This window comes from Sphingomonas sp. IC081, from assembly GCF_006874585.1.
In the GTDB taxonomy this organism is placed as follows: Bacteria; Pseudomonadota; Alphaproteobacteria; order Sphingomonadales; family Sphingomonadaceae; genus Novosphingobium.
In genome coordinates this window covers 3505710-3531988 of record NZ_CP029761.1, presented here as the reverse complement: position 1 = coordinate 3531988, position 26279 = coordinate 3505710, and the positions used below count along the sequence as shown (strand labels likewise).

General features: G+C 66.0%; 25 protein-coding genes and 1 tRNA gene. 13 read left to right on the top strand and 13 right to left on the bottom strand.

What is annotated here, in order from left to right; translation table 11 throughout:
- Positions 1-687 carry a 2,3-diphosphoglycerate-dependent phosphoglycerate mutase gene (gpmA, locus tag DM450_RS16700; RefSeq protein WP_142636687.1) on the bottom strand — a complete coding sequence of 229 codons (687 nt, stop codon included), beginning with the start codon at positions 685-687 and terminating at the stop codon, positions 1-3.
- Positions 688-764: 77 nt separating this feature from the next.
- On the bottom strand, positions 765-1100 hold the full coding sequence (locus DM450_RS16695) for a hypothetical protein (RefSeq protein WP_142636685.1): 336 nt from the start codon (positions 1098-1100) through the stop codon (positions 765-767).
- Positions 1101-1170: 70 nt separating this feature from the next.
- Between DM450_RS16695 and DM450_RS16690 the strand changes: the two genes are divergently transcribed.
- From DM450_RS16690 to DM450_RS16675, 4 genes are all read left to right on the top strand, one after another.
- Positions 1171-1245: transfer RNA gene (locus DM450_RS16690), tRNA-Thr, on the top strand.
- A gap of 189 nt (positions 1246-1434) precedes the next feature.
- Positions 1435-4224: a TonB-dependent receptor gene (locus DM450_RS16685; RefSeq protein WP_142636683.1), complete on the top strand. Its 2790-nt coding sequence runs from the start codon at positions 1435-1437 to the stop codon at positions 4222-4224.
- The gene (locus DM450_RS16680; RefSeq protein WP_142636681.1) at positions 4224-5339 is read left to right on the top strand and encodes a phytase; all 1116 of its coding nucleotides are present in this window, start codon (positions 4224-4226) and stop codon (positions 5337-5339) included. Before DM450_RS16685 ends, DM450_RS16680 begins: the two co-directional genes overlap by 1 nt.
- A gap of 196 nt (positions 5340-5535) precedes the next feature.
- Complete coding sequence (locus DM450_RS16675) at positions 5536-6189, top strand: lytic transglycosylase domain-containing protein (RefSeq protein WP_142638042.1); 654 nt, start codon at positions 5536-5538, stop codon at positions 6187-6189.
- A 97-nt stretch (positions 6190-6286) separates the two neighbouring features.
- Here the strand turns inward: DM450_RS16675 and DM450_RS16670 are convergent, their stop codons facing one another.
- Entirely contained in the window at positions 6287-7168 is an 882-nt protein-coding gene (locus DM450_RS16670) for a UTP--glucose-1-phosphate uridylyltransferase (protein WP_142636679.1), read from the bottom strand.
- A gap of 127 nt (positions 7169-7295) precedes the next feature.
- Here DM450_RS16670 and murA point away from each other — a divergent pair, with 127 nt between their 5' ends.
- Positions 7296-8579, top strand: a complete 1284-nt coding sequence (gene murA, locus DM450_RS16665; RefSeq protein WP_142636677.1) for a UDP-N-acetylglucosamine 1-carboxyvinyltransferase — start codon at positions 7296-7298, stop codon at positions 8577-8579.
- 92 nt (positions 8580-8671) lie between these two features.
- Positions 8672-8902 (top strand): hypothetical protein, encoded by a 231-nt coding sequence (locus DM450_RS16660; RefSeq protein ID WP_142636675.1) that lies wholly within the window; start codon positions 8672-8674, stop codon positions 8900-8902.
- 146 nt (positions 8903-9048) lie between these two features.
- Here DM450_RS16660 and DM450_RS16655 read toward each other — a convergent pair whose 3' ends face one another.
- The 8 genes from DM450_RS16655 to DM450_RS16620 all read right to left on the bottom strand — a co-directional run bounded on the left by DM450_RS16655 (position 9049) and on the right by DM450_RS16620 (position 16188).
- The gene (locus tag DM450_RS16655) at positions 9049-10482 is read right to left on the bottom strand and encodes a hypothetical protein (protein ID WP_142636673.1); all 1434 of its coding nucleotides are present in this window, start codon (positions 10480-10482) and stop codon (positions 9049-9051) included.
- Between the two features lie 99 nt (positions 10483-10581).
- Entirely contained in the window at positions 10582-11883 is a 1302-nt protein-coding gene (locus DM450_RS16650; protein WP_142636671.1) for an MFS transporter, read from the bottom strand.
- Positions 11884-11934: 51 nt separating this feature from the next.
- Positions 11935-12393 carry a DUF2141 domain-containing protein gene (locus tag DM450_RS16645; RefSeq protein ID WP_312846151.1) on the bottom strand — a complete coding sequence of 153 codons (459 nt, stop codon included), beginning with the start codon at positions 12391-12393 and terminating at the stop codon, positions 11935-11937.
- The gene (locus tag DM450_RS16640) at positions 12360-13055 is read right to left on the bottom strand and encodes a sterol desaturase family protein (protein ID WP_142638039.1); all 696 of its coding nucleotides are present in this window, start codon (positions 13053-13055) and stop codon (positions 12360-12362) included. The genes DM450_RS16645 and DM450_RS16640 overlap by 34 nt, the downstream gene beginning before the upstream one ends.
- A gap of 60 nt (positions 13056-13115) precedes the next feature.
- The gene (locus DM450_RS16635; protein ID WP_142636667.1) at positions 13116-13541 is read right to left on the bottom strand and encodes a 23S rRNA (pseudouridine(1915)-N(3))-methyltransferase RlmH; all 426 of its coding nucleotides are present in this window, start codon (positions 13539-13541) and stop codon (positions 13116-13118) included.
- Between the two features lie 153 nt (positions 13542-13694).
- Positions 13695-14093, bottom strand: coding sequence for a ribosome silencing factor (gene rsfS, locus DM450_RS16630; protein ID WP_142636665.1), 399 nt, complete (start codon positions 14091-14093; stop codon positions 13695-13697).
- Positions 14094-14206: 113 nt separating this feature from the next.
- Complete coding sequence (locus tag DM450_RS16625; RefSeq protein ID WP_142636663.1) at positions 14207-14875, bottom strand: nicotinate-nucleotide adenylyltransferase; 669 nt, start codon at positions 14873-14875, stop codon at positions 14207-14209.
- A gap of 11 nt (positions 14876-14886) precedes the next feature.
- Entirely contained in the window at positions 14887-16188 is a 1302-nt protein-coding gene (locus DM450_RS16620) for a glutamate-5-semialdehyde dehydrogenase (RefSeq protein WP_142636661.1), read from the bottom strand.
- Positions 16189-16535: 347 nt separating this feature from the next.
- On the opposite strand from DM450_RS16620, the gene DM450_RS16615 reads away from it, so the two are divergent.
- Both DM450_RS16615 and DM450_RS16610 read left to right on the top strand, forming a co-directional pair.
- Complete coding sequence (locus DM450_RS16615) at positions 16536-17669, top strand: M23 family metallopeptidase (protein ID WP_221889440.1); 1134 nt, start codon at positions 16536-16538, stop codon at positions 17667-17669.
- Positions 17647-18084 carry a polymer-forming cytoskeletal protein gene (locus tag DM450_RS16610; protein WP_409529345.1) on the top strand — a complete coding sequence of 146 codons (438 nt, stop codon included), beginning with the start codon at positions 17647-17649 and terminating at the stop codon, positions 18082-18084. Before DM450_RS16615 ends, DM450_RS16610 begins: the two co-directional genes overlap by 23 nt.
- A 199-nt stretch (positions 18085-18283) precedes the next feature.
- On the opposite strand, the gene DM450_RS16605 is transcribed toward DM450_RS16610, so the two are convergent.
- Positions 18284-18991: a DUF1013 domain-containing protein gene (locus DM450_RS16605; protein ID WP_142636659.1), complete on the bottom strand. Its 708-nt coding sequence runs from the start codon at positions 18989-18991 to the stop codon at positions 18284-18286.
- 239 nt (positions 18992-19230) lie between these two features.
- Positions 19231-20208: an NAD(P)H-quinone oxidoreductase gene (locus DM450_RS16600; protein WP_185928637.1), complete on the bottom strand. Its 978-nt coding sequence runs from the start codon at positions 20206-20208 to the stop codon at positions 19231-19233.
- A gap of 113 nt (positions 20209-20321) precedes the next feature.
- Between DM450_RS16600 and DM450_RS16595 the strand changes: the two genes are divergently transcribed.
- The 5 genes from DM450_RS16595 to DM450_RS16575 all read left to right on the top strand — a co-directional run bounded on the left by DM450_RS16595 (position 20322) and on the right by DM450_RS16575 (position 26266).
- Positions 20322-20540, top strand: a complete 219-nt coding sequence (locus DM450_RS16595) for a DUF1192 domain-containing protein (protein ID WP_142636655.1) — start codon at positions 20322-20324, stop codon at positions 20538-20540.
- 213 nt (positions 20541-20753) lie between these two features.
- Entirely contained in the window at positions 20754-23123 is a 2370-nt protein-coding gene (gene clpA, locus DM450_RS16590) for an ATP-dependent Clp protease ATP-binding subunit ClpA (protein ID WP_142636653.1), read from the top strand.
- A gap of 67 nt (positions 23124-23190) precedes the next feature.
- The gene (locus tag DM450_RS16585; protein WP_142636651.1) at positions 23191-24195 is read left to right on the top strand and encodes a ligase-associated DNA damage response exonuclease; all 1005 of its coding nucleotides are present in this window, start codon (positions 23191-23193) and stop codon (positions 24193-24195) included.
- The gene (locus DM450_RS16580; RefSeq protein ID WP_142636649.1) at positions 24196-25800 is read left to right on the top strand and encodes a cisplatin damage response ATP-dependent DNA ligase; all 1605 of its coding nucleotides are present in this window, start codon (positions 24196-24198) and stop codon (positions 25798-25800) included.
- A gap of 76 nt (positions 25801-25876) precedes the next feature.
- On the top strand, positions 25877-26266 hold the full coding sequence (locus DM450_RS16575) for a group II truncated hemoglobin (protein WP_142636647.1): 390 nt from the start codon (positions 25877-25879) through the stop codon (positions 26264-26266).
- Positions 26267-26279: the final 13 nt, after the last annotated feature.

Below are 26279 nucleotides of genomic sequence, written 5' to 3'. Positions count from 1 at the left end.
TCAACGCTCCGAGAGATAATAGCGGTCGAGAACCGCGAGATCGTCCGACAGCTCGTAGACGATCGGCTGGCCGGTCGGGATTTCCAGACCGGTGATCTCGTCGTCCGAGATGTTGGAGAGATGCTTCACCAGCGCGCGCAGCGAATTTCCGTGGGCCGAGACCAGCACGTCGGCACCGGCCTTGAGGTGCGGCACGATCGAGCCTTCGTAATACGGCAGGACGCGTGCGATGGTGTCCTTGAGGCTTTCGGTCTGCGGCACGTCGATCCCGGCGTAGCGTGCGTCGGTCGAGAGATCGAACTCGCTGCCCTTTTCCAGCACCGGCGGCGGCGTGTCGAAGCTGCGGCGCCAGATCTTCACCTGCTCCTCGCCGTGCTTGGCAGCGGTCTCCGCCTTGTTGAGGCCGGTAAGGCCGCCATAGTGACGCTCGTTGAGGCGCCAGTCCTTGGTCTCGGGAATCCACAGCAGCCCGGCCGCTTCCAGCGCCAGGTGCAGGGTGCGGATCGCCCGGGTCTGCAGCGAGGTGAAAGCAACGGTGGGGGCAATGCCCTTTTCCTTGAGCAGCGCGCCGGCGGCGCGGGCTTCATCCTCGCCCAGCGGGGTCAGGTCGACATCCCACCAGCCGGTGAAGCGGTTTTCAAGGTTCCATTGGCTCTGGCCGTGGCGGACGAGGATCAGGCGAGGCAAGGCATACTCCCGGGTCTCATCGGCGCTCCGGCGGGGAACGCCTCTTGGCAGACTGACGATATGTCTGGGCGCAGCCCCTAGCTTTCCGGGGGCGATTTGGAAAGAGCGCCCGATTCGATTTCACCTCCAGCGGCAACGACTTTTTCGGCAGCCGTCGTATCGCCCCCTACATCCGGCGAATCGGATTCGGCCATCGCCTCCTGCTCATCCTGCGCCGCAGCATCGAAAGCACGCGCCTGCACCTTGCGGCGACGAAGATTTTCGCGAAGCTTGGCAGCGAGCCGTTCCTCGCGTGATTGCTGGGTCTGCGTCATGGTAAATGGGTCTTTCGGGGGCCGTTCCGTCCCCCTCGGAATGGCCTTGCGAAAAAGAATGCGCAAGCACCGCTTGACAATTGCTTCGGTCACGGACATTAGCGCGCCCCTGCCCCGGGTGACCGTGGGCAAGCGCTGAAGCGCTGGCCGCAAGGCCTTCGGATCAGGCGCTGCTGTAGCTCAGTGGTAGAGCGCGTCATTGGTAATGACGAGGTCGGGAGTTCAATCCTCCCCAGCAGCACCATTCCCCTCTCCTTACATCGGCGGAACTGGTGCCTCTTCAGGCAGGTCAGCGATTGCCGATCGTATACTGTGGCCGAATTGCTGCACCGCGGCAGGGTCATAAAACTGCCATTCCATCAGCACAAAACTGTCATCGAACGGACTTAGAGGCCGCCCCAACTTCTTCGAAGCAACAGGGGTTTGCCTCAAAATGACGTCCTCCATGCGCCTCCTCGCGGGGCTGCTCGCCTCGGCCTCCTTCGCCACGATCGCTCACGCAGGCGAAGTTGCCGGTAGCGTTCATGACGCCACCGGTGTCCGTGCCCTGCAGTCGGCCAGCGTGCGCATCGTCGAGCTCGACCGCAGCGTCGAGACCGACCGTTCGGGCCAGTACATCTTTGGCGACGTTCCCGCCGGCACCTACACCCTGGAAGCCCGCTACGTCGGCGCGGAAGTGACGACCCGGTCGGTCACCGTGCCCGCCACCGGCCGCGTGGACGGCAACTTCGACCTCGCCGCGATCGGCGGCGGCGACATTCTGGTCACCGGCCTCACCGCCAACATGACCAGCGCCCTGTCGCGCCAGAAGGCCGCCGACGGTGTCGTCTCGGTCCTCACCCGCGACGCGGTCGGCCAGTTCCCTGACCAGAACGTCGCCGAATCGCTGCGCCGCCTGCCCGGCGTCAACATCCTCAACGACCAGGGTGAAGGCCGCTACGTTTCGGTGCGCGGCCTCGACCCCGAACTCAACGGCACCTCGGTCAACGGCGTGCGCCTGCCCGCGCCCGAATCGGACGTCCGCTCGGTCGCGCTCGACGTGATCTCGTCGGACACCATCCAGTCGATCGAAGTGAAAAAGAGCTTCACCCCCGACATGGACGGCGACTTCATCGGCGCCTCGATCGAGGTGAACACCACCAGCGCCTTCGATTCGAAAAAGAACCGCTACTCGCTGAGCGCCGAGGGCAGCTGGAACGACTATTCGGGCAAGGTCACCCCCAAGGGCGCCTTCGACTTCACACAGAAGCTGGGCGACGATTTCGGCATCGCCGGCTCGGTCAGCTACTACAAGCGCAAGTTCGAGACCGACAACGTCGAGACCGGCGGCTGGAACGTCGACGACAACGGCAACGCCTGGGCCGAATCGGTGGAATACCGTGACTATGACGTCGAGCGCACCCGCATCAACGCGGCGCTCTCGGCCGACTGGCGGGTGTCGGACACGACCAAGGCCTATATCCGCGGCAACTGGGCACAGTTCGACGACCACGAGTACCGCCGCCGCACCACGCTGGACTTCGGCGATTTCGATAGCCCCAGCGCCAGCACCGACAGCAGCGCCACTTTCGATGGTTCGGACGAGCGCATCACCGTCCAGCGCGACCTCAAGGATCGCTTCGAACGCCAGCGCATCCGCTCGGTCTCGATCGGCAGCGACACCGACACCGGCGTGTGGAAGTTCAACTGGATGGCGAGCTACGCCAAGTCCACCGAGAAGGAGACCTTCTCGGTCGATCCGACCCGTTTCCGCGCCCGCTTCAAGAGCGGCACCGTGGTCGATATGGACTACTCGAACACCTACTACCCGACCTACTCGGTCACCGAAGGCGCCGATACGTTCAACGACGCTTCGGAGTACGCGTTCAACAAGACCGAACTGACCACCCTGTCCGACAGCCAGGACCAGGAATGGGCGATCAAGGCCGATCTCGCCCGCACTTTCGCCGGCGACAATGGCGACTTCACCGTGCAGGCCGGCGGCAAGGCCCGCTGGCGCAAGAAGTCCTACGACTTCAACATGACCTACTACGACCTGGCCGACGATGCCGACTACACGCTGGCCGACGTGCTGGGCAAGCAGACCTACCGCCTGACCGACATGGGCCCGGTCGCCAGCAAGGGCGGCCCTGCCGCCTACCTGCTGTCCAACCCGGGCGCGTTCGTGGTCAACGATTTCGAGAGCGGCTACAATTCGGCGATCAGCGACTATTCGGTGCGTGAGGACATCGCGGCCGGCTATGCCCTTGCCCGCTGGGACAGCGCCACCCTGCGCGTCATCGGCGGCGTGCGCATGGAGCACACCCACAACGAACTCAACGGCAGCCTCGTCACCGACAACGGCGACGATACCTTCACCATCGATCCGCAGACCTACAAGCGCAACTACACCAACTGGCTGCCCAGCCTGACGGTGCGCTACAGCCCGCAGCCCAGCCTCGTTGCCCGCCTCGCCGGTTACAAGACCGTGGTGCGTCCCAAGCTGTCGCAGATGGCGCCGCGCAACACGATCAACGACGACCTCGAACTGGAAGTCGGCAACCCCGAACTCAAGCCCTACCAGGCCTGGAACTTCGACGCCGGGTTCGAATACTACTTCGCGAACAACGGTGCGTTCTCGGTCGGCGGCTTCTACAAGTCGATCAAGGACTACACCTACTCGCTGAACTCCAAGGAAAGCGGCACCTACAACGGCATCGCCTACGAGGAGATCACCATTCCGATGAACGGCGACACCGCCGAGATCGCCGGTGTGGAAGTCAGCTTCAGCCAGGCCTTCACGATGCTGCCCTCGCCCTTCGATGGCCTGCTGACGCAGCTCAACTACACCTACACTTACGCCCGCGGCACGGTGTTCTCGGATGACGACGGCGTGCAGGTCGCCCGCCGCATCTCGCTGCCCAACGCATCGAAGAACACCTTCAACGCGGTGCTGGGGTACGAGAAGGGCCCGATCAGCCTGCGCGCTGCCGGTACCTTCCGCGACAAGTACCTCGACGAGGTCGGCGATTCGTTCGACACCGACCGTACCGTCAACCAGCACTTCCAGCTGGATCTTTCGGCCAAGTACAAGCTCACCGACAACATCCGCCTCTTCGCGGACTGGGTGAACGTCAACAACGCCAAGTACTTCGCCTACCAGAACCTCGCCGGCGCCAAGCGCGTGCTGCAGTACGAGGAATATGGCTCGACCGTGAAGTTCGGCGCGCGGGTGACCTTCTGATGAAGGCCGCGCTCACGCACATCGCCAGTGTCGTGACATGTGGGTCGGGAGCATTGCTCCCGGCCCTCGTGCTTTCGGCCCTGCTGGCCGGCTGCGCCACCACCGCCACGGCTCCCGCGATCCGCCTTCCCGCTGTCGATGTTGCCGCTGCGGGTGAAACCACCCCGGTCGGCACCGCCAATGTCGATGCCGCCGACGATCCGGCGATCTGGCGCAATGCCGCGAATCCCGCCGCCAGCCTCGTTCTCGGCACCGACAAGAAGGCCGGGCTCTATGTCTACGGGCTCGACGGCAAGGTGCGCGATTTTGCCGCAGCAGGGGCGCTCAACAACGTGGACCTGCGAGAAGTGCGCCGCGGCGGCAAAACGACGATCCTCGTTGGCGCCAGCGACCGCACCGACCGGGCCGAACCGCGCATCGCCTTGTTCGCGCTTGATGGCGCCAGCGGCAAGCTCACCTCATTGGGCGCGGAAACCTTCCTGCCCGCCGGTCACGCTCCCGCCGAGGCCTATGGCTTCTGCATGGGCAGCGCCCTGGCTTCGGGCGAACTCGCCCGCGCCTATGTCGTGCTCAAGGACGGTTCGGTGGCGGAAAGCCGCCTGATCGAGCGCGAGGGCCGGATAGTGCCCGACTACCTGCGCCTCGTGAAGTTCGCGACGCAATCCGAAGGCTGCGTGGTCGACGATGCCGGCAAGGTGCTGTTTGTTGCCGAGGAGGACGTCGGGATCTGGAAGGTCCCCCTCGCCGGGGACAGGCTGGTCGCCGAAGCCTTCGCCAAAGTCGGGGCAGCGGACGGCCTCGTCGCCGACGTGGAAGGTCTTGCGGTTGCCCGCGAAGACGGCGGGCGGGCATGGCTGGTCGCATCCAGCCAGGGCGACAATGCCTATGCCCTGTTCGACCTTGGCACCGGCAAGCCTGCCGGACGGTTCCGCATCGATGGCGGCAGCATCGGCGGCACCAGCGATACCGACGGCATCGAGGTCGTGCTCGGCGACTTCGGCCCTGCCTATCCCGAGGGCCTGATGGTGGCGCAGGACGGCGACAACGCCCCCTATGCGCAGAACTTCAAGCTGCTCTCCTGGCGCGCGATCCGCAGCGCCCTGGGGCTCGACTGACCCCTGTTCGATCCTGGCCGGTCGCGTGCAAGCCGCGCGACCGGCTTGAGACTCGGCGGTGATCCGGGGTAAACGGCAAATGATGGTGCGGAAATCGAATCGTACGAATCGGGCTTCGGGCCCAACCGCGCTGGCCCCAAACGCGCTGGTCTTGGCTGCGCTGGTCCCGACCGTGCTGCTCTTCGGCGCGACGGGCATGCCCGGCCTTGCCCGGGCCGACGTCCTGCAGATCGGCTCCGGTGGCGATTACCAGTGGGTTGCCGGCGGCCCCGCCCGCAGCTCCGCCGATCCGCTCAATCCCGGTGCGCCCCTCGGCTCAGGGGCCGCTTCCGCCGCGAATCCGGATGGCGTCACGACGGTGGAATTTGCCGATGGCACGTCCGCCAACGCCGCCCCGCCGACCGAGATGGAAGCCGCCACGCTCCACCCGCTCTCGATCACCGATGCACTCGATGCCGCAGGCCCTACCCGCTGGCGCCTGCGGGTCGCCCAGCTTGCCGCCAAGTACGACATCAGCCCGAGCCTGCTCGAAGCAGTCGTCTGGCAGGAAAGCCGCTGGAACGAACTGGCGGTGTCGCCGGTCGGCGCGCGGGGGCTTGCCCAGCTCATGCCCGGCACCGCAGCGCAGATGGGGGTCAATGCCGGCGATCCGATGGCCAATCTCGAGGGCGGCGCGCGGTACCTGCGCATGCAGCTCGATGCCTTTGGCGGTGATATCGAAAAGGCGCTGGCCGCCTACAATGCCGGGCCCGGCCGCGTCCAGAAAGCCGGCGGTATTCCGAACATCCGCGAAACCCGGGCCTATGTCGCCTCGATCATGGCCCGGCTCGCAGACCCCGTGCGCCAGTAGCTGGCCTCAGTAGCTGGCGCCAGAAACTGGCTTGAGCAACTGGCTTGAGCAATTGGCGTTCGAGGCGCCCACGGCAGGGCGCCTCGAACTGCGGCAATCAGGCCAGCAACCGGCTGGCGATCTTGCGCACGTCCTCACCCATGTCGGCACGATCGAGCGCGATGGCGAGCGTGGCTTCGACAAATCCGACCTTCGAACCGCAGTCGAAACGCTGGCCCTGGAAGGTGACGGCATGGAACGGCTGGACGCCGATCAGCTTGGCCATCGAATCGGTCAGCTGGATCTCGCCGCCCGCGCCCTTGCCCTGGCTGGCGAGCAGGTCCATCACTTCCGGCTGGAGGATGTAGCGGCCCGAGACGATCTTGTTCGAGGGGGCTTCCGCCACCTTGGGTTTTTCGACCAGCCCCTTCACTTCGGTCAGCGCACCGCGGCTTTCGCCCGGCGCGATCACGCCGTAGCTCGACACTTCCTCCATCGGCACTTCCAGCACCGAGACAAGGTTGCCGCCCACTTCGTTGTAAGCCTCGACCATTTGCGCCATGCAACCGGGCGAGCCGTACATGAGTTCATCGGGAAGGAAGATCGCGAAAGGCTCGTCCCCGATGACCGCCCGCGCGCACCAGACCGCATGGCCAAGGCCGAGCGGCACCTGCTGGCGCACGGTCACCAGATTGCCCGGCTGAATCCGGGTCGGTTCGAGCGGATCGAGCGACTTGCCGCGCGAGGTCATCGTTGCCTCGAGTTCGTAAGCCGTATCGAAATGTTCGACTATCGCGGTCTTGCCGCGCCCCGTCACGAAGACGAACTCCTCGATTCCCGCCTCGCGCGCTTCGTCCACCGCGTATTGAATCAGCGGACGGTCGACGACCGGCAGAAGTTCCTTCGGAATGGCCTTGGTTGCAGGAAGAAAGCGCGTGCCGAGACCGGCAACCGGAAACACGGCTTTGCGGACGGGTTTTTTAAACTGAGGCGCAGACATGGTTTATGGTCTGACTCCATTTGGTTACATTGCTATTAAAGCCGCTTCGCAGTTGCAGCGCAACAGTCCATCCTGCTTTCTCCGAGCCGTGCTTGCTGCGCGGCCAAATCCCTTTAAAGAGCAGGCAATGGACAAGATCATCATCGAAGGCGGCAAGCGCCTCTCCGGCACCATCCCCGTTTCCGGCGCCAAGAACGCGGCGCTGACGCTGCTGCCCTGCGCGCTGCTCACCGAAGAGCCGCTGACGCTGCGCAACCTGCCGCGCCTGGCAGACATCGACGGGTTCCAGCACCTGATGAACCAGTTCGGCATCTCGACGATGATCGCCGGCAGCCGCCCCGAAGACTTCGGCCGGGTGATGACGCTGCAGGCGACCCGCATCACCAGTTCCGTCGCGCCCTACGACCTGGTGCGCAAGATGCGCGCCTCGATCCTCGTGCTGGGCCCCATGCTCGCCCGCATGGGCGAGGCAACCGTCTCGCTGCCCGGCGGCTGCGCGATCGGCAACCGCCCGATCGACCTGCACCTGAAGGCGCTCGAAGCGCTCGGCGCGCAGATCGAACTGGCCGCCGGCTACGTCCGCGCCATTGCCCCTGACGGCGGCCTGCCCGGCGGGCGTTATTCGTTCCCGGTGGTCTCCGTCGGCGCGACCGAGAACGCGCTGATGACCGCCGTGCTGTGCAAGGGCAAGTCCACCCTGCACAACGCCGCGCGCGAGCCCGAGATCGTCGACTTGTGCAACCTGCTGGTCGCCATGGGCGCCCAGATCGAGGGCATCGGCACCTCGGACATCACCATCCACGGGGTCGAGCGCCTGCACGGCGCTACCTACATGGTCATGCCCGACCGCATCGAGGCGGGCTCCTATGCCTGCGCGGCGGCCATCACCGGCGGTGAAGTCACGCTCAAGGGTGCCCGCATCGAGGACATGGAAGCCACCGTACAGGCACTGCGCGACGCCGGTGTCCACGTCGAGGCGACCGCTGCCGGTCTTCACGTCGCCGCCGATGGCCCGCTGAAGCCCGTCACCCTCTCGACCGCGCCCTACCCCGGCTTCGCCACCGACATGCAGGCCCAGCTCATGGCCCTGCTGTGCCGCGCCGAAGGTTCCAGCGTGCTGACCGAGACGATCTTCGAGAACCGCTACATGCACGTTCCCGAACTCAACCGCATGGGCGCGCATATCGAGACCAAGGGCCGCACCGCGATCGTTCACGGCGTTCCCAAGCTGACCGGCGCCGAAGTCATGGCGACCGACCTGCGCGCCTCGATGAGCCTGGTGATTGCCGGGCTTGCCGCCGAAGGCGAAACCCAGGTCCACCGCCTCTACCACCTCGACCGTGGTTATGAGCGCCTTGAGGAAAAGCTGGCTCTGGTCGGCGCGCAGATCGAACGGGTCGGCGGAGACTGAGGCAACCGTCCCCGGCTCTTGACGTTGCTCCACGTGGAACATGGCGCGCCGCCCCTCCGGCAGGCGCGCCGCCACCAAGAGGAGCAGGACCGATGGGACTCATCAAGATGGCCGTCGCCGGTGCCGCCGGCTACGCGCTCTACAAGTACGCGACGCGCGATCAGGAAGACCCGCTGGCAACCACCGCCGGCACGCAGGATGCCGCCCATCCGGTACGCGATGCCGGCCCGGAAAGCATGAAGACGCAGCCCAAGCGCTGGTCGAAGACCGACGAGGCCATCGACGAAAGCTTCCCGGCCAGCGATCCCCCGGCGACGTACTGATCCGCTTGACCCTTCCAAGGAAAACGGGCGGCCATCCAGCGGGATGGCCGCCCGTTTTCTTGGACCGGGAAGTTACCGGAACGCGAAGACCAGCGCCCCGAAGCCGCCTTGCCGATGCGATCGGTGCAAAAGCCGCTCCAGCCGGATCAGCCCAGCAGGTGGCGGGCGGCGCGGTCCAGCAGCACTTCGTCGTCCGTGACTTCGCCGAGCAGGATGACTTGCCCCGCCTCGTCCCGGCGGGCGACAAGAATGCTGAACTCGCTGTCCTTGCCGACTTCGCTCAAGGCCTTGGGCGAAAGCGCACGCAGCCCCTTGGCCATGCGCTCGCGGCGCGTCTCGCCTTGCTCGCCGCGCTCGGTCTCCTCGCGGCGCTGGCGGCGCTCGTCGCGCACCACCGCCTTGATTCCGCCGGGCTGCGCGGTGAGAAATGACGTCAAGGCGCCGCGCTCCAGCCCCAGCCGCTGGCCATGGGCAATCACCGAGGCAAACTCGGTGAGCCGCGTCTTGTCGTAATCGGCGCCGAACACCAGCTTCATCAGCGGCACCAGCGGCGCGCGTTCCTGCACCTTGAGGCCGGCATCCTCCAGCAGTTCGGCCAGTTCCTCGGGCGCCTCGGCCGCCGCCAGCACGAAGTCGTAGGCCCGGCCGATCGCGGCGTAGAGCGCCTGGCGCGACCGGTCCTCGCAGCCCACCGCCGCCTGCGCCAGTTCGCGCGCGGACGCGAGCCAGTCGGCCAGTTCCATGTCGGCGGTCAGTTCGAAGATGTCCGATTCGTCGAAACGGGCGTCCTGGTCTTCAGTGACCATGTAGGCATCGAGCGGCATGATTCCGGCATCGATCGTGGCATCGGTGTCGAACGCGGTTTCCGCCTCGCCAAAAGCCACCGCCGGCAACCCGGCCGATTCCGCGAGCGATCGTTCCGCGCCCCGGCCATTGGCCGGACCGTCCGCCCAGGCCCCCCGCGGCGGCGGCGCCCGCAGCGGCATGCGCAGGCCGAGAGTCTCGTCGACCTGGCGCAGCAGCGCATCGGTGCTGGCCTGGTCCGCCATCTCCTTCCAGTTGATGACGCCGTAGATGCAGTCGATCTGCGCATCATCGTGCGAGAACGGCAACAGGATGCCGCGATAGAGGATCGTCACCCCGCGCAAGTTGACGAATTCCGCCTCGAATCCGATCGGTGCCTGATTGGCGAGAATCTGCATGTAATGGTCGGTGATGCGCGACAGCAGCGAGCGGCTGGGCACCTCGGCCAGACTGCGAATCGACTGTTCGACCCCGCATTCCTCGGCGAGCAGCCCCCCGAGCCAGCCGATCTTCGGATTGTCGATGCCGGCCGAGAAATCCAGCAGGACGCTGTAGGGACCAAAATCGGGGTGCTGCTCGGGACGCAGGCTGGAAACGTCGGGGAACTGGCGCTCGCCCAGCAGGCTGGCCCAGAAATTGTAGGCCCGCACCTGCATGCGCCGCTCATCCCCCGGCACCACCGCCGAGCGGGTTTCATAGCCGCTGTCCGGCCCCACCGAACCGTAGGCGCTGTCCGCTCCGTCCGAAGTGGCGAAATCGCCACGCAACGTGTCCATCGTCGGAATACCCCATTTCCAAGGCTTCCGATTGTGCCTCAACGTGGTGAATCAATATTTAAGATGGCACCCGGGACATGGAGGTCGATTCCTTCCGCCTCAACGCGGGCGCAAGACCCCCTCGCCGGGGCGTGGCATCGGCGCCAGGAAGCGCAGGAGCACGAACGAGACGAACAGCGTCGCGGCGCCGCCGTGGAGAGCAAAGGCAATGCCCCTGCCATCGGCCAGCGAGCCCCAGGTCCAGGCGCCCAGCGCCATGCCGCCAAACGTCACCGCCTGGTAGATCGACAGGCAGCGTCCCAGCACCGCGTCGGGCGAACGCATCTGCACGGCCGTGTTGATCGTCGTCAGGATCAGCACCCAGCTGATTCCGGCGAGGAACGCCGAAGGCATGGCCGCGACCAGGCTCTGAGCGGCTGCGGCGATCAGCAGGGCGGTGATGTAGAGCGCCGATCCCAGCATGAGGATGCCCTCCAGCCCCAGCCTTCGCCGGATCGGTCCGATCGACGGTGCCGCCAGGATCGAACCGATGCCGAACAGGCCCAGCATGATGCCATAGTCGACCTCGCGCCCGTGCAGCGATTCGTGGACCACGCCGGGCAGCAGCGACTGGAAGGTCGCCAGGCAGAAGCCCAGGGCAAAACCGCGGATGAGGATGCGCCGCAAGGGCACCGAACGCGCGCAGAACGCCATGCCCGCAGCGACTGCGGGCAGGATCGGCCGGGCATCGATCTTGCGCGGCTCGGGCCGCCACCACAGCAGCACCGCGATCAAGCCGACGTAACTCACCGCGTTGATCGCAAAGGCAAAGGCCGGATTCCAGATCGAGATCAGCAGCCCGCCCAGCGCCGGGCCGATCGAGCGGGCGATGTTGAACGAGATCGAGTTGAGCGCGATCGCCTGCGGCAGTTGCTGGTGATCGACCTGCTGGCGCACCGAGGCCTGCCAGGCGGGCGAATTGAGCGCGGTACCGGTGCCCACCCCCAGCGTGAAGGTCAGCAGCAGCAGCGGCGTCAGCCACCCGGCATAGGCCATGACCGCCAGCAGCGCGGAAACCACCAGCATCGCCACCTGCGACACCAGCATGACCACCCGGCGGTCGTAGTTGTCGGCAATCGCTCCGGCAAAGACGCCCAGCAGCATGATCGGAACCGTCGCCGAGGCCTGGACCAGCGCGACCAACTGGTGCGAGGGCGTCAGTTCGGTCATCAACCAGGCCGCACCGACACTCTGCAGGGTGGAGCCGAGGTTCGAGAACAGGTTGGCGATCCAGATCGCGCGGAAAACCGGGTAGCGGAACGGCGAAAACGTACCGTTTGCAGGGGGCGGCACCAATCCGGCGGTCGCCGAATCGACGACCTCCTCGATCCGTTCCTCGATGGTGTCGTGCGCCTTGGTCACGGCTCCAGCGCTAGGCGGCGTGGACAGGGACGACAAGAGCGGCGCGGTGGATCACAGCAGATATCGCATGCGGATATCCAGGTGCTGGGCCGCCGCGCCGAGATCGAAGGCCGCCTTGTCGAATCGCGGCGGCCCCATCCGCACCGGCGCATCGCGCGAAAACCCGTAGCCCTCGCGCGGGATAGCCATCGTGGTGTCGAGGCGGCCATTGGCATTCTCGTCGTGAATCAGCGAAATGGCGTAGCGTCCCTGCGGCACCGCGCCGAAATCGAGGCGAACCGGTCCCGTCTCCCGGCTACCCGACAGGGCTACAGTCAGCTTTCGAGCCTGCGGATCCTTGCTGCAGTCGGGAAAGGCGCGCGGGTTGGTGGTGAGGCAGGCCAGGATCTGCCCCTTGTGCGAACGCAGCCCGGTCACCGTGACGCCGACTTGCGCCGGTCCCTCCGCTGCCCCGCAGGCCAGCACCGCGCCGCCGATCAGGGCCGCGACAGCCCCCGGTCGGTTCCGCACAGATGATCCCAGAAGCGGAAGTAGAGACCGTAATTGCATCGATAGTTCTCGTGATGGCGGTGGTGGTGGCTGGCGGTGATGAGCCAGTGGCCGAGGCGGGATTCGACCAGGCGGCGGGGGAACATCTCCCAGCCCATGTGATTGGCGATTCCCATGACGGTCATGATCGTCAGCACCATGGCCAGAATGGCGACGTGAATCGGGATGAGGAACACCAGCACCGGGATCACGAAAGCACCGCTCACCGCCTCCAGCGGATGAAAGCTCATCGCCGCCCAGGCGGTCGGCGGACGGCTGGCGTGGTGGACCGCATGCATGAGGCGAAACACGCCGGGACGGTGCATCCAGCGGTGGGTCCAGTAGAACCAGGTGTCGTGCAGGAACAGATAGAGGAACAGCGAGACCGGCATCCACCAGAGCGGATAAGTCGCCGCATTTCCGTGCCCGGCATCGCCGTAGATCCGCGTCCAGCCGTGGGCCTGCCAGCCCCAGGCGACCACGCCCGAAGGAATCCCGTAGATCGCGCTCGACGCCAGCGACCAGCCGATCTCGGCGCGGATCTGGCGCGTCATGCCGTCATAGAGACCCGGCCGCATTCTGGCGGTGATCCAGGCGAACAGCCCCGAGGTCGCCAGATAGCGCAGGCCGACGATCGCGGTCATGACGAGCGCCGAACCGCACAGAGCCCAGAGACCGGGACCGGAGATCACGTGCCCGCCGCCTCAGCCGGAACGATGATAGGGATGGCCCGCCAGGATCGCGGTGGCGCGCCAGAGCTGCTCGGCCAGCATCGCGCGCACCATCAGGTGCGGCCAGGTCATGCGGCCGAAACAGAGCAAATGATCGGCCCTGGCGCGGGCCTCGTCGCCGTGGCCGTCCGCCGCGCCGATCAGGAAGCGGCATTCGCGCACGCCTTCATCGCGCCAGCGGCCGAGCAGTCCGGCAAATTCCTCCGAACTCATCAGCTTGCCGCGTTCGTCGAGCAGGACCTCGCGCACCGGCGTCTGCACGGGCGGCGGCACCTTGCCGCCGACGTCGGGCAGTTCGCTGTGCTTGAAAGGCCAGGTGATGCGCTTGGCATAACGATCGAGCAGCTCGGCCTCGGGCGAGCGGGCGATCTTGCCGCGGGCGATGACATGGAGAAGCATCTCTCCTCCATCGCCCTCCGAAGCGGGTCGCGCAAGCCCTTCCCGGCGCGCGACCGGCTGGCGCGGAGCAGGTGCGCCAGTACCGTTTCAATGCCCCGGCCACCGTCGCGGCCGAGTTGCGGATTCACCGCCGGAACAGATCCGGACGACGAATCAGGCCGCGCCCGAAGGACCGTCGAAGCCCCACATGCGCTCGAGGTTGTAGAAGCTGCGCACTTCCGGGCGGAACAGGTGCACGACGACGCCGCCGGCATCCACCAGCACCCAGTCGGCAGCCGGCAGGCCTTCGACACGGGCATGGCCGAAACCGCCGTGCTTGAGACGTTCGCCAAGTTTCTGCGCCATCGCCGCCACCTGGCGGGTCGAGCGGCCCGAGGCGATCACCATGTATTCGGCGATGCTCGACTTGCCTTCGAGGTCGATGGTCACGATGTCCTGCGCCTGATCGTCGTCAAGGCTCTGCAGGACGAGGGCCAATTGCGGGTCATCGGACTCGACAGTGGCCGGGGGCGTAGCGCCGGTTTGTTCCGGCTGTATCTGTGCCTGTGGCATCTAGAGGGTTACTGCTCCTTTCTCACGATCACGCATGACAGGGTGCGGGCACCCCGTCAGTTGCAATCTCACTTTTGATGTGCGGACGTGCGAGAGAAGGGCGAAACGCCTGCTCACGCTGCATGTCCGGGGATGCGGTGGTACGTGACACCATCTCGAATGAAGTCAGCTCGCGAAAGTCGTTCCATCGACTTGCGGGCCCACTCCGGATCGGCCTGGCGAATAGCCGTGGCCGACCGCGCATCGGGGTCGAATCGCAATGTCACCAGCGCAGGTGCGCTCCACCTTTCCGGACTGCGAAAGCTGGACTGGGACCTCCGGAATCTCCCCAGCCAGGCCATCGCGGGGCTCGCGACAGCGGCGCCATCATACCCCGGACGGGCAATTACCGCAATCGGCATGAGTCGGGCGATCGTCCGCCAGTCCTTCCAGCGGTGGAATTGCGCCAGATTGTCGGCCCCCATCAGCCACACGAAGCGCCTGTGCGGATAGCGCCGGACCAGTGCGCGCAGGGTATCGACGGTGTAGCGGGTCCCCAGTTCCCGCTCGATCGCGGTGACCCGGATTCGTGCGCGCCGCGCCTGCCGCTTCGCCGAAGCGACCCGCGCGGCGAGCGGCGCCATGCCCGCTTTCGGCTTCAACGGATTGCCGGGGGAAACCAGCCACCAGACCTCGTCCAGCCCCAGCGCCTCGGCCGTGAACAGGCTGATGCGCCGGTGGCCGCCGTGGGCCGGATTGAAACTGCCCCCCAGCAGCCCGGTGATCGGGCCCGAACCGCGCACGACGTGTCCCGTCAGGGCCGCGCCTGCCCGGTACCGCGCACCAGCCACTTGTAGGTGGTCAGCCCTTCCAGCGCGACCGGACCGCGCGCGTGGAGCCGACCCGTGGCGATGCCGATCTCGGCGCCGAGCCCGAACTCGCCGCCATCGGCGAACTGGCTGGAGGCATTGACCATCACGATCGCGCTGTCGACTTCGGCGAGGAACCGCTCGGCCGCCGTCGCATCTTCGGTGACGATGGCGTCGGTATGGTGCGAGGAATGCGCCGCGATGTGATCGAGCGCGGCATCAAGCCCGTCAACCACGGCCACCGACAGCACCGCGTCAAGGTACTCGGTATCCCAGTCCTCGTCGCTGGCGATCAGGACTCGCGGATCGAGCGCCCGCGCACGGGCATCGCCGCGCAGTTCGCACCCGGCATCGAGCAGGCCGCGCACGACCTCGGCAGAGGCCGGGAACTGGGTATCGAGCAGCAGCGTCTCCATCGAGCCGCAGACGCCGGTGCGCCGCATCTTGGCATTGAGCGCCAGCCGTGCCGCCATCGCGGGATCGGCCGCAGCATGGACATAAGTATGGCAGATGCCGTCGAGGTGAGCGAGCACCGGCACCCGCGCATCGGCTTGCACGCGCGCGACCAGGCTCTTGCCACCGCGCGGCACGATCATGTCGATCAGCCCCGCCGCAGTCAGCATCGCCCCCACCGCGGCGCGGTCCTGGGTCGGCAGGAGCTGGATCGCCGCTGCGGGAATCCCTGCCGAGGTCAGCCCCGCGGTCATCGCCGCCATGATCGCCCGGTTCGAATGGAGCGCCTCGGTGCCGCCCCGCAGCAGCGCGGCATTGCCCGAGCGCAGGCAGAGCGCGGCGGCATCGGCCGTCACATTCGGGCGGCTCTCGTAGATGATGCCGATCAGCCCGATGGGAATGCGCACGCGCGAGAGCTGGAGGCCGTTGGGCCGCTCGCTGGTGGAGATCACCTCGCCCACCGGGTCGGCGAGACCGGCGACCTGTTCCACCGCATCGGCGATCCCGGCAAGGCGGCCGGAATCGAGCCGCAGTCGGTCGAGCATCGCCCCGCTCAGACCCTTCGCCTCACCTGCGGCGATGTCGAGCGCGTTGGCGGCAAGAATCGCCGGTTCCGCCTTGCGCAGTTCGGCAGCGGCGGCACGCAGGGCATCGGCCTTCTGCACGTCGCTGGTCTTGGCCAGTGCGCGCTGGGCAGCCCGGCCGGCCCGCGCGAGCCGGGCGACAAGGGCCTCGGGCGTCTCGGCGGCACGCTCGCCGATCTGGTCGGCGGCAAGAATAGTCTGCTCGGTCATGGCAGCCGCCTAGCATTGTTGCGCCATGCTGTCACCGACCGGACCGATCGATGCGCCGGAGGCGGTTTCGATGCATGTCACGCAACCGTCACGGCAAAGCCCGTCAATGCATTCAGCCTGGATTCATTCAAACTTCCGTATGAGATCAGCCTGTTGCGCCTGCGAATCGGGGCGATTTCCACAGACCCGCCACTCTCGGAATCAAATTCGTTCCCTCGGTTCATCGCAGGGAAGGTCCGACTCATCCTGTTTTTGCAACCAATCGGGGCGAGTCGATTCGCCTTTGCCCCCCTCCCCTGCTACCCGGCCGCCCGGGGTCAGAAAAAAATTTCCAAAGCGGGGTCGTTTTGAAGTTCATCTCTGCCGGGACGCTGAAATCGCGTCTCCAGGCGGCCTTTCCCGAACGCGAGTTCATCATGCGCTCGCAGGGACAGGTCCGCTTCATCCGTATTTCGTCGCGCATGCAGAAAGTGGCTGCCGGCACTTGTGCCGCGCTGCTCGGCGCATGGTGCGTGTCGATGGGCGCGGTCGCCGTGTCGCAGTTCAGCGCGACCAGCGACCATGCCCTGCTGCGCCTGCGCGAAGCCAAGGTCGCCACGGCCGAGAGCCGGGTGCAGCAGTACCGCGACAATCTCGACGGCACCGCGGATGACCTTGCCCGCCGCCAGAAGTTCATCGAGACGGTGGTCGAAGCCCACATCGGCGAACTGCCCGATGACAAGCAGGCCGGCGAAACCGTGACCGACAGCGCCAGCGAAGCCGCCGCGACGGTAAAGAAGGTCAGCGCCGCCGTGCCCGAGGCCGGCAAGCTGGCCGGGGTGGAAGCCGAACAGCTGGCCTTTGTCGAACGCCTGACCCGCTATGCCGACCGCCGCGCCGCCAGCGCCGCCCAGACCATCCGCAAGCTCGGCCTCAATCCCAACGCCATGGCGAATGCCCGCGGCGGCGAAGGTGGTCCGCTCGAAAAGCTGACAACCGCTGCCGACGGTTCGATCGATCCGCGTTTCCAGCGCCTCGGCCAGAGCCTGGCGCGCATGGATTCGCTGGAGAACGGCCTCGCCTCGATCCCGCAAGTCAGCCCCGCCCACGTCGCCTATGTCTCGTCGAGCTTCGGCTACCGCGCCGATCCCTTCACCGGCGGCGCCGCCTTCCACGCCGGGCTGGACTTCCCCGGCCCGATGGGCTCGCCGATCTATGCCGCCGCCAAGGGGCGCGTGACCTTTGTCGGTCAGCGCCAGGGTTACGGCAACTGCGTGGAGATCAGCCACGGCAACGGTCTGATGACCCGCTACGGCCATCTCTCCGGCTTCAACGTCCGCCCCGGCCAGCTCGTCGACGGCGGAACCCGCATCGCCGCAATGGGCTCGACCGGCCGGTCAACCGGACCGCATCTCCACTTCGAGGTGCGCAACAACAACCGGCCCATGAACCCGCGCACATTCCTCGAGGCCGCCCATAATGTTCAGCAAGAAGCCCGATAACGCCATGGCCAAGACCTTTTCGACCACGACCGCCCGCACCGGCTCCAGCAGCTTTTCGGTGCTCGGCGCGGATACCGCCATCACCGGCAACATCGAAGCCACCGTCGACCTTCACGTCGAGGGCCGTGTCACCGGCGACATCGCCTGCAAGGCGCTCATCCAGGGTGACGCCAGCGAGATCGCCGGCGGCATCAGCGCCGAAAGCGTGCGCATCGCCGGTACCGTGCGCGGCACCATCACCGCCCGCGAGGTGGTGATCCTGCGCACGGCCCGCATCGAGGGCGACGTCGCCTACGACGCGCTCACCATCGAGCAGGGCGCCCGGCTCGAAGGCCGGCTCAACCCGAACGGCGGGCACACCCCGCCGGCCATCCCGCAGATCACCGACAAGAGCGCGCTGGAACCGGCGGAGTAATTCTTCCCGGCCGAGAGCAGGTGGAATCACCTGATGACTCCGAAAGCGCGTAAAACCAAAATCTTGGAGTAGTTGATCCGATGCAATCGGATCGAAAACTGCTCCAGGCCGGACAAACAAAAAGCCCCGCGACGAGTGATCGTCGCGGGGCTTTTTGTTTGTCCGGCGGCCCGATGGCCTTGCGGATGGCGGGACGAGGTTACTCGCCCTGCTCTTCCGCGGCTTCGGCAGCGCGCTTGGCCTGGAGCCAAGCGGCCACTTCGGCTTCCTGCGCGGCTTCCGAAGCGGCGCGCGAGGCGGCGTCACGCTCGGCGCGCAGTTCCTCGATCAGCGCTTCGCGGTCGTCGGTCAGACGCTCGTCGTTGCGGCCATCGTCCTCGATACCGGCCTTCTTGGCGGCCTTGAACACGATGAAGTCGAGCTCGCGCTGCGAGCACAAGCCCAGTGTGACCGGGTCCTTCGGCGTGATGTTGGCGATGTTCCAGTGCGAACGGTCGCGGATCGCGGCGATGGTGTTGCGGGTCGTGCCGATCAGCTTGCCGATCTGCGCGTCCGACACCTCGGGGTGGTTGCGCAGGATCCAGGCGATGCCGTCCGGCTTGTCCTGGCGCTTCGACACCGGCGTATAGCGCGGGCCCTTGGTACGATTGGACGTGACCGGGATCTTGTGCATGCGGAGCTTGTACTCCGGGTTTGCCTGACCCTTCTCGATCTCTTCCATGGTCAGTTCGCCCGAACGCACGGGATCGCGTCCGGTATACTTGCTGGATGCCAGATCGTCGGCCATCGCCTGCACTTCGAGCATGTGCAGGCCGCAGAACTCGGCGATCTGCTCAAAGGTCAACGCGGTGCTGTCGACCAGCCAAGAGGCGGTCGCGTGCGGCATCAGCGGAGTGGGCTGGCTCATGTCTCTATCTCCGGCGGAAACAATAAGGGCCGCCCCTTTGCGGAGCGGCCGTACGGGCCCGATTTAGGGAAACTTTGCGCTTTGGGCAAGCAAAAGGCTCGGTTTCATCCCTTCGATCGCGCGCGAATTTGAAACGACTTGGCAAAAGCGGGCCACAATCACCGGAAGACTTGCCGGCTTGCGTAATGAAAATGCGCCGCCGCGCATTTTCCGCGCAAGACCGGCCCGCCCTGCAGCGATCAGATCTCCAGCACGATCTTGCCGACGTGGTCGCCCGCTTCCATGCGCGCATGGGCGGCGGCCGCCTCGCCGAGCGCAAAGCGCGCGTCCATCACCGGCCGCAGTTCGCCTTCCTCGACCAGCGGCCAGGCATTGGCGAGGATCTCCTGCGCCAGCAGGCCCTTGAACGCGTCGGAGCGGGCCCTCAGGGTCGATCCGGTCAGGGTATAGCGGCGGGTCATCACCACCGCCATGTTGATTTCGGCCTTTGCGCCGCCCTGCACGGCGATGGTCACGTGCCGGCCATCGGGGGCGAGGCACTTCAGATTGCGCGCCACATAGTCGCCGCCGACCATGTCGAGCACGATGTCGACGCCGCGGCCGCCGGTGATCCGCGCCACTTCCTCGACAAAGTCGCAGGCCTTGTAGTCGATCGCATGGGCCGCGCCGATCTCGAGCGCCCGCGCGCACTTCTCGGCCGAGCCGCAGGTGACGATCACGGTGAGCCCGAAATACTTGCCAAGCATCGCCGCCATCGTGCCGATGCCGCTGGTGCCGCCATGGACCAGCAGCGTCTCGCCATCGCGGGCATAACCGCGCTCGAACACGTTGTGCCACACGGTGAACAGGGTCTCGGGCAGCGCCGCCGCTTCGTCGAGCCCCAGGCCCTCGGGCACCGGCAGGCAGTGCGCCGCCTTGGCAAGGCAATATTCGGCATAGCCGCCGCCGCTGACCAGTGCGCAGACCGCCTGACCCGGGAGAAACTCGGTCACCCCCTCGCCCAGCACGGCGATACGCCCGGAAATCTCCAGGCCCGGGATCGGCGAGGCGCCCGGCGGCGGCGGATACTTGCCTTGGCGCTGCACGACGTCGGGACGATTGACCCCGGCGAAGGCGACCTTGACCAGCACTTCGCCCGGCCCCGGCTGGGGAACCGGGACGGTCACGGGCGTGAGCACATCGGGACCGCCGGGCGCATCGAAGCCGACCGCGGTCATCTGCTTAACTGCGTTAACTAACATATCCATCCTGATGCCACAGACGGCCTATACAAGGGAACATACTTTGAGGCCATTGACAGCGCGCAATGACAGTCCGATGCTGCGACGCAATGGACGATGATGATCGACCGCGGCGGCGGTCGCCCGAGGGTTCCCTCGGAGCCGCCAGCCTTCTCGCCAGCGAAAGCCTGGAGCGCTTTTCTCTGGATGAACTTGGCGCACGCGTCGCACTCCTTGAAGCTGAAATCGAGCGAATCCGCGCCCATCACCGCGCGGCCCAGGCCCACCGGCTCGCCGCCGACGCCCTGTTCCGGCCAAAAACCTCATGATCGGCGGGGGGACAGGATCCAGTTTGAATCCAGACCCTCGCAACCGTCCTGAGTGTGCCTATATGGAACACGAAACCCGCTTGGCCGCATATTTTCTTTCCGCCCCTCCCTTCCCTCCAGCGCCGCCGCTCCAAGCTCTCCCGCCCCGAACGCCCCGGACACCCTGACAAGGTCCCAAAAAGGGCGTTTCCCTCCCACAAGGAAGTTTCCTAGATGCCCAGCTTCGCGCAAAGCCTAGAAAAGACCCTTCACGCCGCGCTCTCGCACGCATCGGAGCGCAGCCACGAGTACGCCACGCTCGAGCACCTGCTGCTCGCCCTGATCGACGATCCGGACGCGGCACAGGTCATGCAGGCATGCGGCGTGGATCTCGGCGACCTTGGCGACGTCGTGCGCCAGTATCTCGATCAGGAATACCAGTCGCTGAAGACCGAGGAAAAGGGCGACCCTGCCCCCACCGCCGGTTTCCAGCGGGTGATCCAGCGTGCGATCCTGCACGTCCAGTCCTCGGGCAAGGACACCGTCACCGGCGCCAACGTGCTGGTCGCGCTGTTCTCCGAGCGCGATTCCTATGCCGTCTATTTCCTGCAGCAGCAGGACATGAGCCGCCTCGACGCCGTCAGCTACATCAGCCACGGCATCGGCAAGGGCGGCAAGCGTGTCGAGGAACGGTCGCCCAAGGGGGCCGAGGACCAGGCCCCGACGCCCGAAGAGAAGACCGAGACCAAGAGCGCCAGCAAGAAGGATTCGGCGCTTGACCAGTTCACCGTCAATCTCAACGAGAAGGCGCTGCTGGGCAAGGTCGACCCGCTGATCGGCCGTGGCCCCGAAGTGGACCGCACGATCCAGATCCTCTGCCGCCGTTCGAAGAACAACCCGCTCTACGTGGGCGATCCCGGCGTCGGCAAGACCGCCATCGCCGAGGGTCTCGCGCGCAAGATCGTCGAGGGCGAAGTGCCCGAGGTGCTCAACGAGGCGGTGATCTACTCGCTCGACATGGGCTCGCTGCTGGCGGGCACACGCTATCGCGGCGACTTCGAGGAACGGTTGAAGCAGGTCGTCTCCGAACTCGAGAAGATGCCGCACGCGATCCTGTTCATCGACGAGATCCACACGGTGATCGGTGCCGGCGCCACCAGCGGCGGCGCGATGGATGCCTCGAACCTGCTCAAGCCCGCACTGTCGGGCGGCACCATCCGCTGCATCGGTTCGACCACCTACAAGGAGTTCCGCAACCACTTCGAGAAGGACCGCGCGCTGCTGCGCCGGTTCCAGAAGATCGACGTCAACGAACCCACCGTGGAAGATACCATCAAGATCCTGCGGGGCCTGCGCTCGGCCTTCGAGGAACACCACAAGGTCAAGTACACGCCGGACGCGATCAAGACCGCGGTCGAGCTTTCGGCGCGCTACATCAATGACCGCAAGCTGCCCGACAAGGCGATCGACGTGATCGACGAAGTGGGCGCGATGCAGATGCTGGTGCCCCCCAGCCGCCGCAAGAAGACGATCACCGCCCGCGAGATCGAGCAGGTGATCGCGACGATGGCGCGCATACCGCCCAAGTCGGTCAGTTCGGACGACAAGAAGGCGCTCGAGAATCTCGAGCGCGACCTCAAGCGCGTGGTCTTCGGTCAGGACAAGGCCATCGAGGTGCTTTCCACCGCGATGAAGCTGAGCCGTGCCGGCCTGCGCGATCCGGACAAGCCGATCGGTTCGTTCCTGTTCTCCGGCCCCACCGGCGTCGGCAAGACCGAAGTCGCCAAGCAGCTGGCCCAGATCATGGGCATCCCGATGCAGCGCTTCGACATGTCCGAATACATGGAGCGCCATTCGGTCAGCCGCCTGATCGGTGCCCCTCCGGGCTATGTCGGCTTCGACCAGGGCGGGTTGCTCACCGATGCGGTGGACCAGCAGCCGCACTGCGTGCTCCTGCTCGACGAGATCGAGAAGGCGCACCCGGACCTGTTCAACATCCTCCTGCAGGTGATGGACAACGGCAAGCTGACCGACCACCACGGCAAGACCGTGGACTTCCGCAACGTGGTGCTGATCATGACCACCAATGCGGGCGCTTCGGACATGGCCCGCCAGGGCATCGGCTTTGGTGACGTCTCCAAGCAGGATGCCGGCGACGAGGCGGTGAAGCAGCTCTTCACGCCGGAGTTCCGCAACCGTCTCGATGCCATCGTGCCCTTCGCCTACCTCGCCAAGGAAACGATCAGCCGGGTGGTGGACAAGTTCATCCTCCAGCTGGAACTGCAGCTGGCCGACCAGAACGTCCACATCCAGTTCGACTCCGACGCCCGCGAATGGCTGGGCCATCGCGGCTACGACAAGCTCTACGGGGCGCGGCCGATGGCCCGCGTCATCCAGGAGAAGGTCAAGCAGCCGCTGGCGGAAGAACTGCTGTTCGGCAAGCTGGCGCAGGGCGGCGAAGTCCATGTCTCGGTCAAGGAGGACGCGCTCAGCTTCGAACTGACGCCCGCCGCGCCGAAGGTGGTCAAGGCCAAGAAGAAGGCCCCCGCGAAGAAGACGGCCAAGAAACCCGGTACCCATCCGGAAGCCAATGCCGACGACTGATCGGGCCTGATCCGACCCAAGAAGAAATGGGGTGGGAACCACGCGGTTTCCGCCCCATTTTCCTTTCATGGCCCGCGATTTTGCCTGGATCAGACCCGAACCCCACGGCATCCATGTCGTCCCCGCCGACTGCTGGATCGATCCTTCGCATCCGGTCGCCCGCGCCTTGGTGACTCATGGCCATTCCGATCACGCGCGCGGTGGGCACGGCGAGACGGTGGCCACCCGCGAGACGCTGGCGATCATGGAACTGCGTTACGCCACCCGCGAAGGCGCGGTGCCGGTGGCTTACGGCGAAACCCTGCGCCTGGCCGGAGGCGTTTGCGTCACCTTCATTCCGGCCGGGCACGTGCTGGGATCGGCGCAGATCCTGCTTGAACATGCGGGCGAGCGCGTCGTGGTCACCGGCGATTTCAAGCGGCGTCCCGATCCGACCTGCCTGCCCTTCGAAGTTGTCCCCTGCGACGTACTGGTGACCGAGGCGACTTTCGCGCTCCCCGTGTTCCGCCACCCGCCGGTCGAGCACGAGATCGCCAAGCTTCTTTCCGCGCTTTGCGCCAATCCCGAACGCTGCGTTCTGGTCGGTGCCTATGCACTCGGCAAGGCGCAGCGCCTGATCGCCGAATTGCGCCGGGCCGGGCATCTGGAGCCGATCTATCTGCACGGCGCAATGGAGGCGATGTGCCGGCTCTACGAACGTTTCGGCGTCGATCTCGGCGACGTGCGACGCGTGAGTGACGTCAAGACGCCGGATCTGGCGGGCAGAATCGTACTCGCCCCGCCCTCCGCGCTGAACGACCGCTGGAGCCGCCGCCTGCCCGATCCGATCACCGCCATGGCCTCCGGCTGGATGCGCGTGCGCCAGCGGGCACGACAGCGGATGGTGGAACTGCCGCTGGTCATCTCCGACCACGCCGATTGGGACGAACTCACGCAGACCGTGACCGAGGTGAATCCCGGCGAGACCTGGATCACCCACGGGCGCGAGGATGCGATGCTGCGCTGGTGCGAACTGAACCAGCGCCGTGCGCGGGCGCTCGCCCTTGTCGGCTATGAAGACGAGGACGATTGAGTGAAGCGCTTCGCCGCCCTGCTCGATGCGCTGGTCTATACCCGCAGCCGCAACGCGAAGCTGAAGCTTCTGGCGGACTACTTGCGCGACACGCCTGATCCCGATCGCGGCTGGGCGCTGGCGGCACTGACCGACGGGCTCGACTTTCCGGCCGTGAAAAGTTCGACGATCCGCAACCTGATGACCGAGCGCGTCGATCCGATACTCTGGTCGCTCAGCCGCGACTACGTGGGCGATACGGCGGAAACCGCCAGCCTGCTCTGGCCGGGCCCGGAAAGCGCCGAAGACCCGCCAACGGTCAGTGAAGCCGTCGACACGCTGTCCCGCATGACTCGTGCCAATGTCATGACCGAACTGCCGCCCCTGCTCGACCGGCTCGATGCCGACCAGCGCTATGCCCTGCTCAAGCTGGCGACCGGCGCCATGCGGATCGGCATTTCCGCAAGGCTGGCCAAGACCGCCTTCGCACAGGCTTTCGACGTGGCGGTGGAGGACGTGGAGGAGCACTGGCACGGCCAGCAACCGCCTTATGCCGCACTGTTCGATTGGGCCGCGCACGGGGCGCAGGCGCCCTCCACCGAAGACCTGCCGCTGTTCCGTCCCTTCATGCTGGCGCATCCGCTGGAAGCGGCCGAACTCGATCTTTCCGACTATGCCGCCGAATGGAAGTGGGACGGCATTCGCGTACAGGTGGTGCGGGTAAACGGCGAAACCCGCGTCTATTCGCGCTCGGGCGACGATATCTCGGGGAGCTTTCCGGAAATCGCCCAAGCACTCCATGTCGATGCCGTGCTGGATGGCGAACTGCTGGTGCGCGGCTCGCATCAGGGGCGCGAGGAAGGCGGCGCCGCCAGCTTCAACGCCTTGCAGCAGCGCCTTGGCCGCAAGACCGTCTCGAAGACGATGCTCGCCGAATACCCGGCTTTCGTGCGCCTCTACGATGTGCTGATTCTGGAGCGCGAGGACCTGCGCCCCCTGCCCTGGAGCGAACGCCGCGCCCGACTGGAAGCGCTGATCCGGCGCCTCGATCCCGACCATTTCGACCTCAGCATGGTGATTCCAGCCGCGACCTTCGCCGAGCTCGCCACCATCCGCGAAAAGGCGCGCGAGGATGCGATCGAGGGAGTCATGCTCAAGCGCCGCGACAGTGCCTATGTCGCCGGGCGCAAGACCGGGCTCTGGTACAAGTGGAAGCGTGATCCGCTGCTGATCGACTGCGTGCTGATGTATGCCCAGCGTGGCAGCGGCAAGCGGTCCTCGTTCTATTCCGACTACACGTTCGGCTGCTGGGACGGAGACCCGGATGATCTGACGAATGGGGGCGCCGAGCTGTTGCCGGTGGGCAAGGCCTATTTCGGATTCACCGATGAGGAACTGAAATGGCTGGATCGCCATGTGCGGGGTCACACGGTGAATCGCTTCGGCCCGGTGCGGGAGACCGACAAGTCGCTGGTGCTGGAAGTCGCCTTCGATTCGGTCCACCCCAGCAAGCGCCACAAGTCGGGCCTCGCCATGCGCTTCCCCCGCATCCACCGCATTCGCGCCGACAAGCCCGCGCACGAGGCAGATCGCATCGAAACCTTGCGAGCATTGGTGCGCGATTGACGCGAATCAAGTTCCACGTGGAACCTCTGGTCTATTCCGTCAGCATCACCACTTGCGCGCCGGAGAGACCTGCCCCGTGACCACCGAAACGACCCAATCCCCGCACGACCAGATTGGCGGCGCGCCCGTGTTCGACGCCATCGCCAACCGCTTCTACGACCTGATGGAGCAGGACCCGGCCTATGCCGAACTGCGCGCGATGCATGCCCCGGACCTCGAACCGATGCGCCGGAGCCTGCCGCGCTTCCTCGCCGGCTGGGCAGGCGGTCCGCGCGACTGGTTCGAGGCCAACCCCGGCAAATGCATGATGAGCATGCACCGCGAGTTCCCCATCGACCGCCAGACGGCCGGGCAATGGGCCGATGCCATGACCCGGGCCATCGCCGATGTCGCGCCGCAGCCCGAAAGCATCGCGCAGGCCATGACCGACGTGCTGTCCCGCATGGCGCGCGGCATGGGTCGCTAAAGCGCAAACCTGC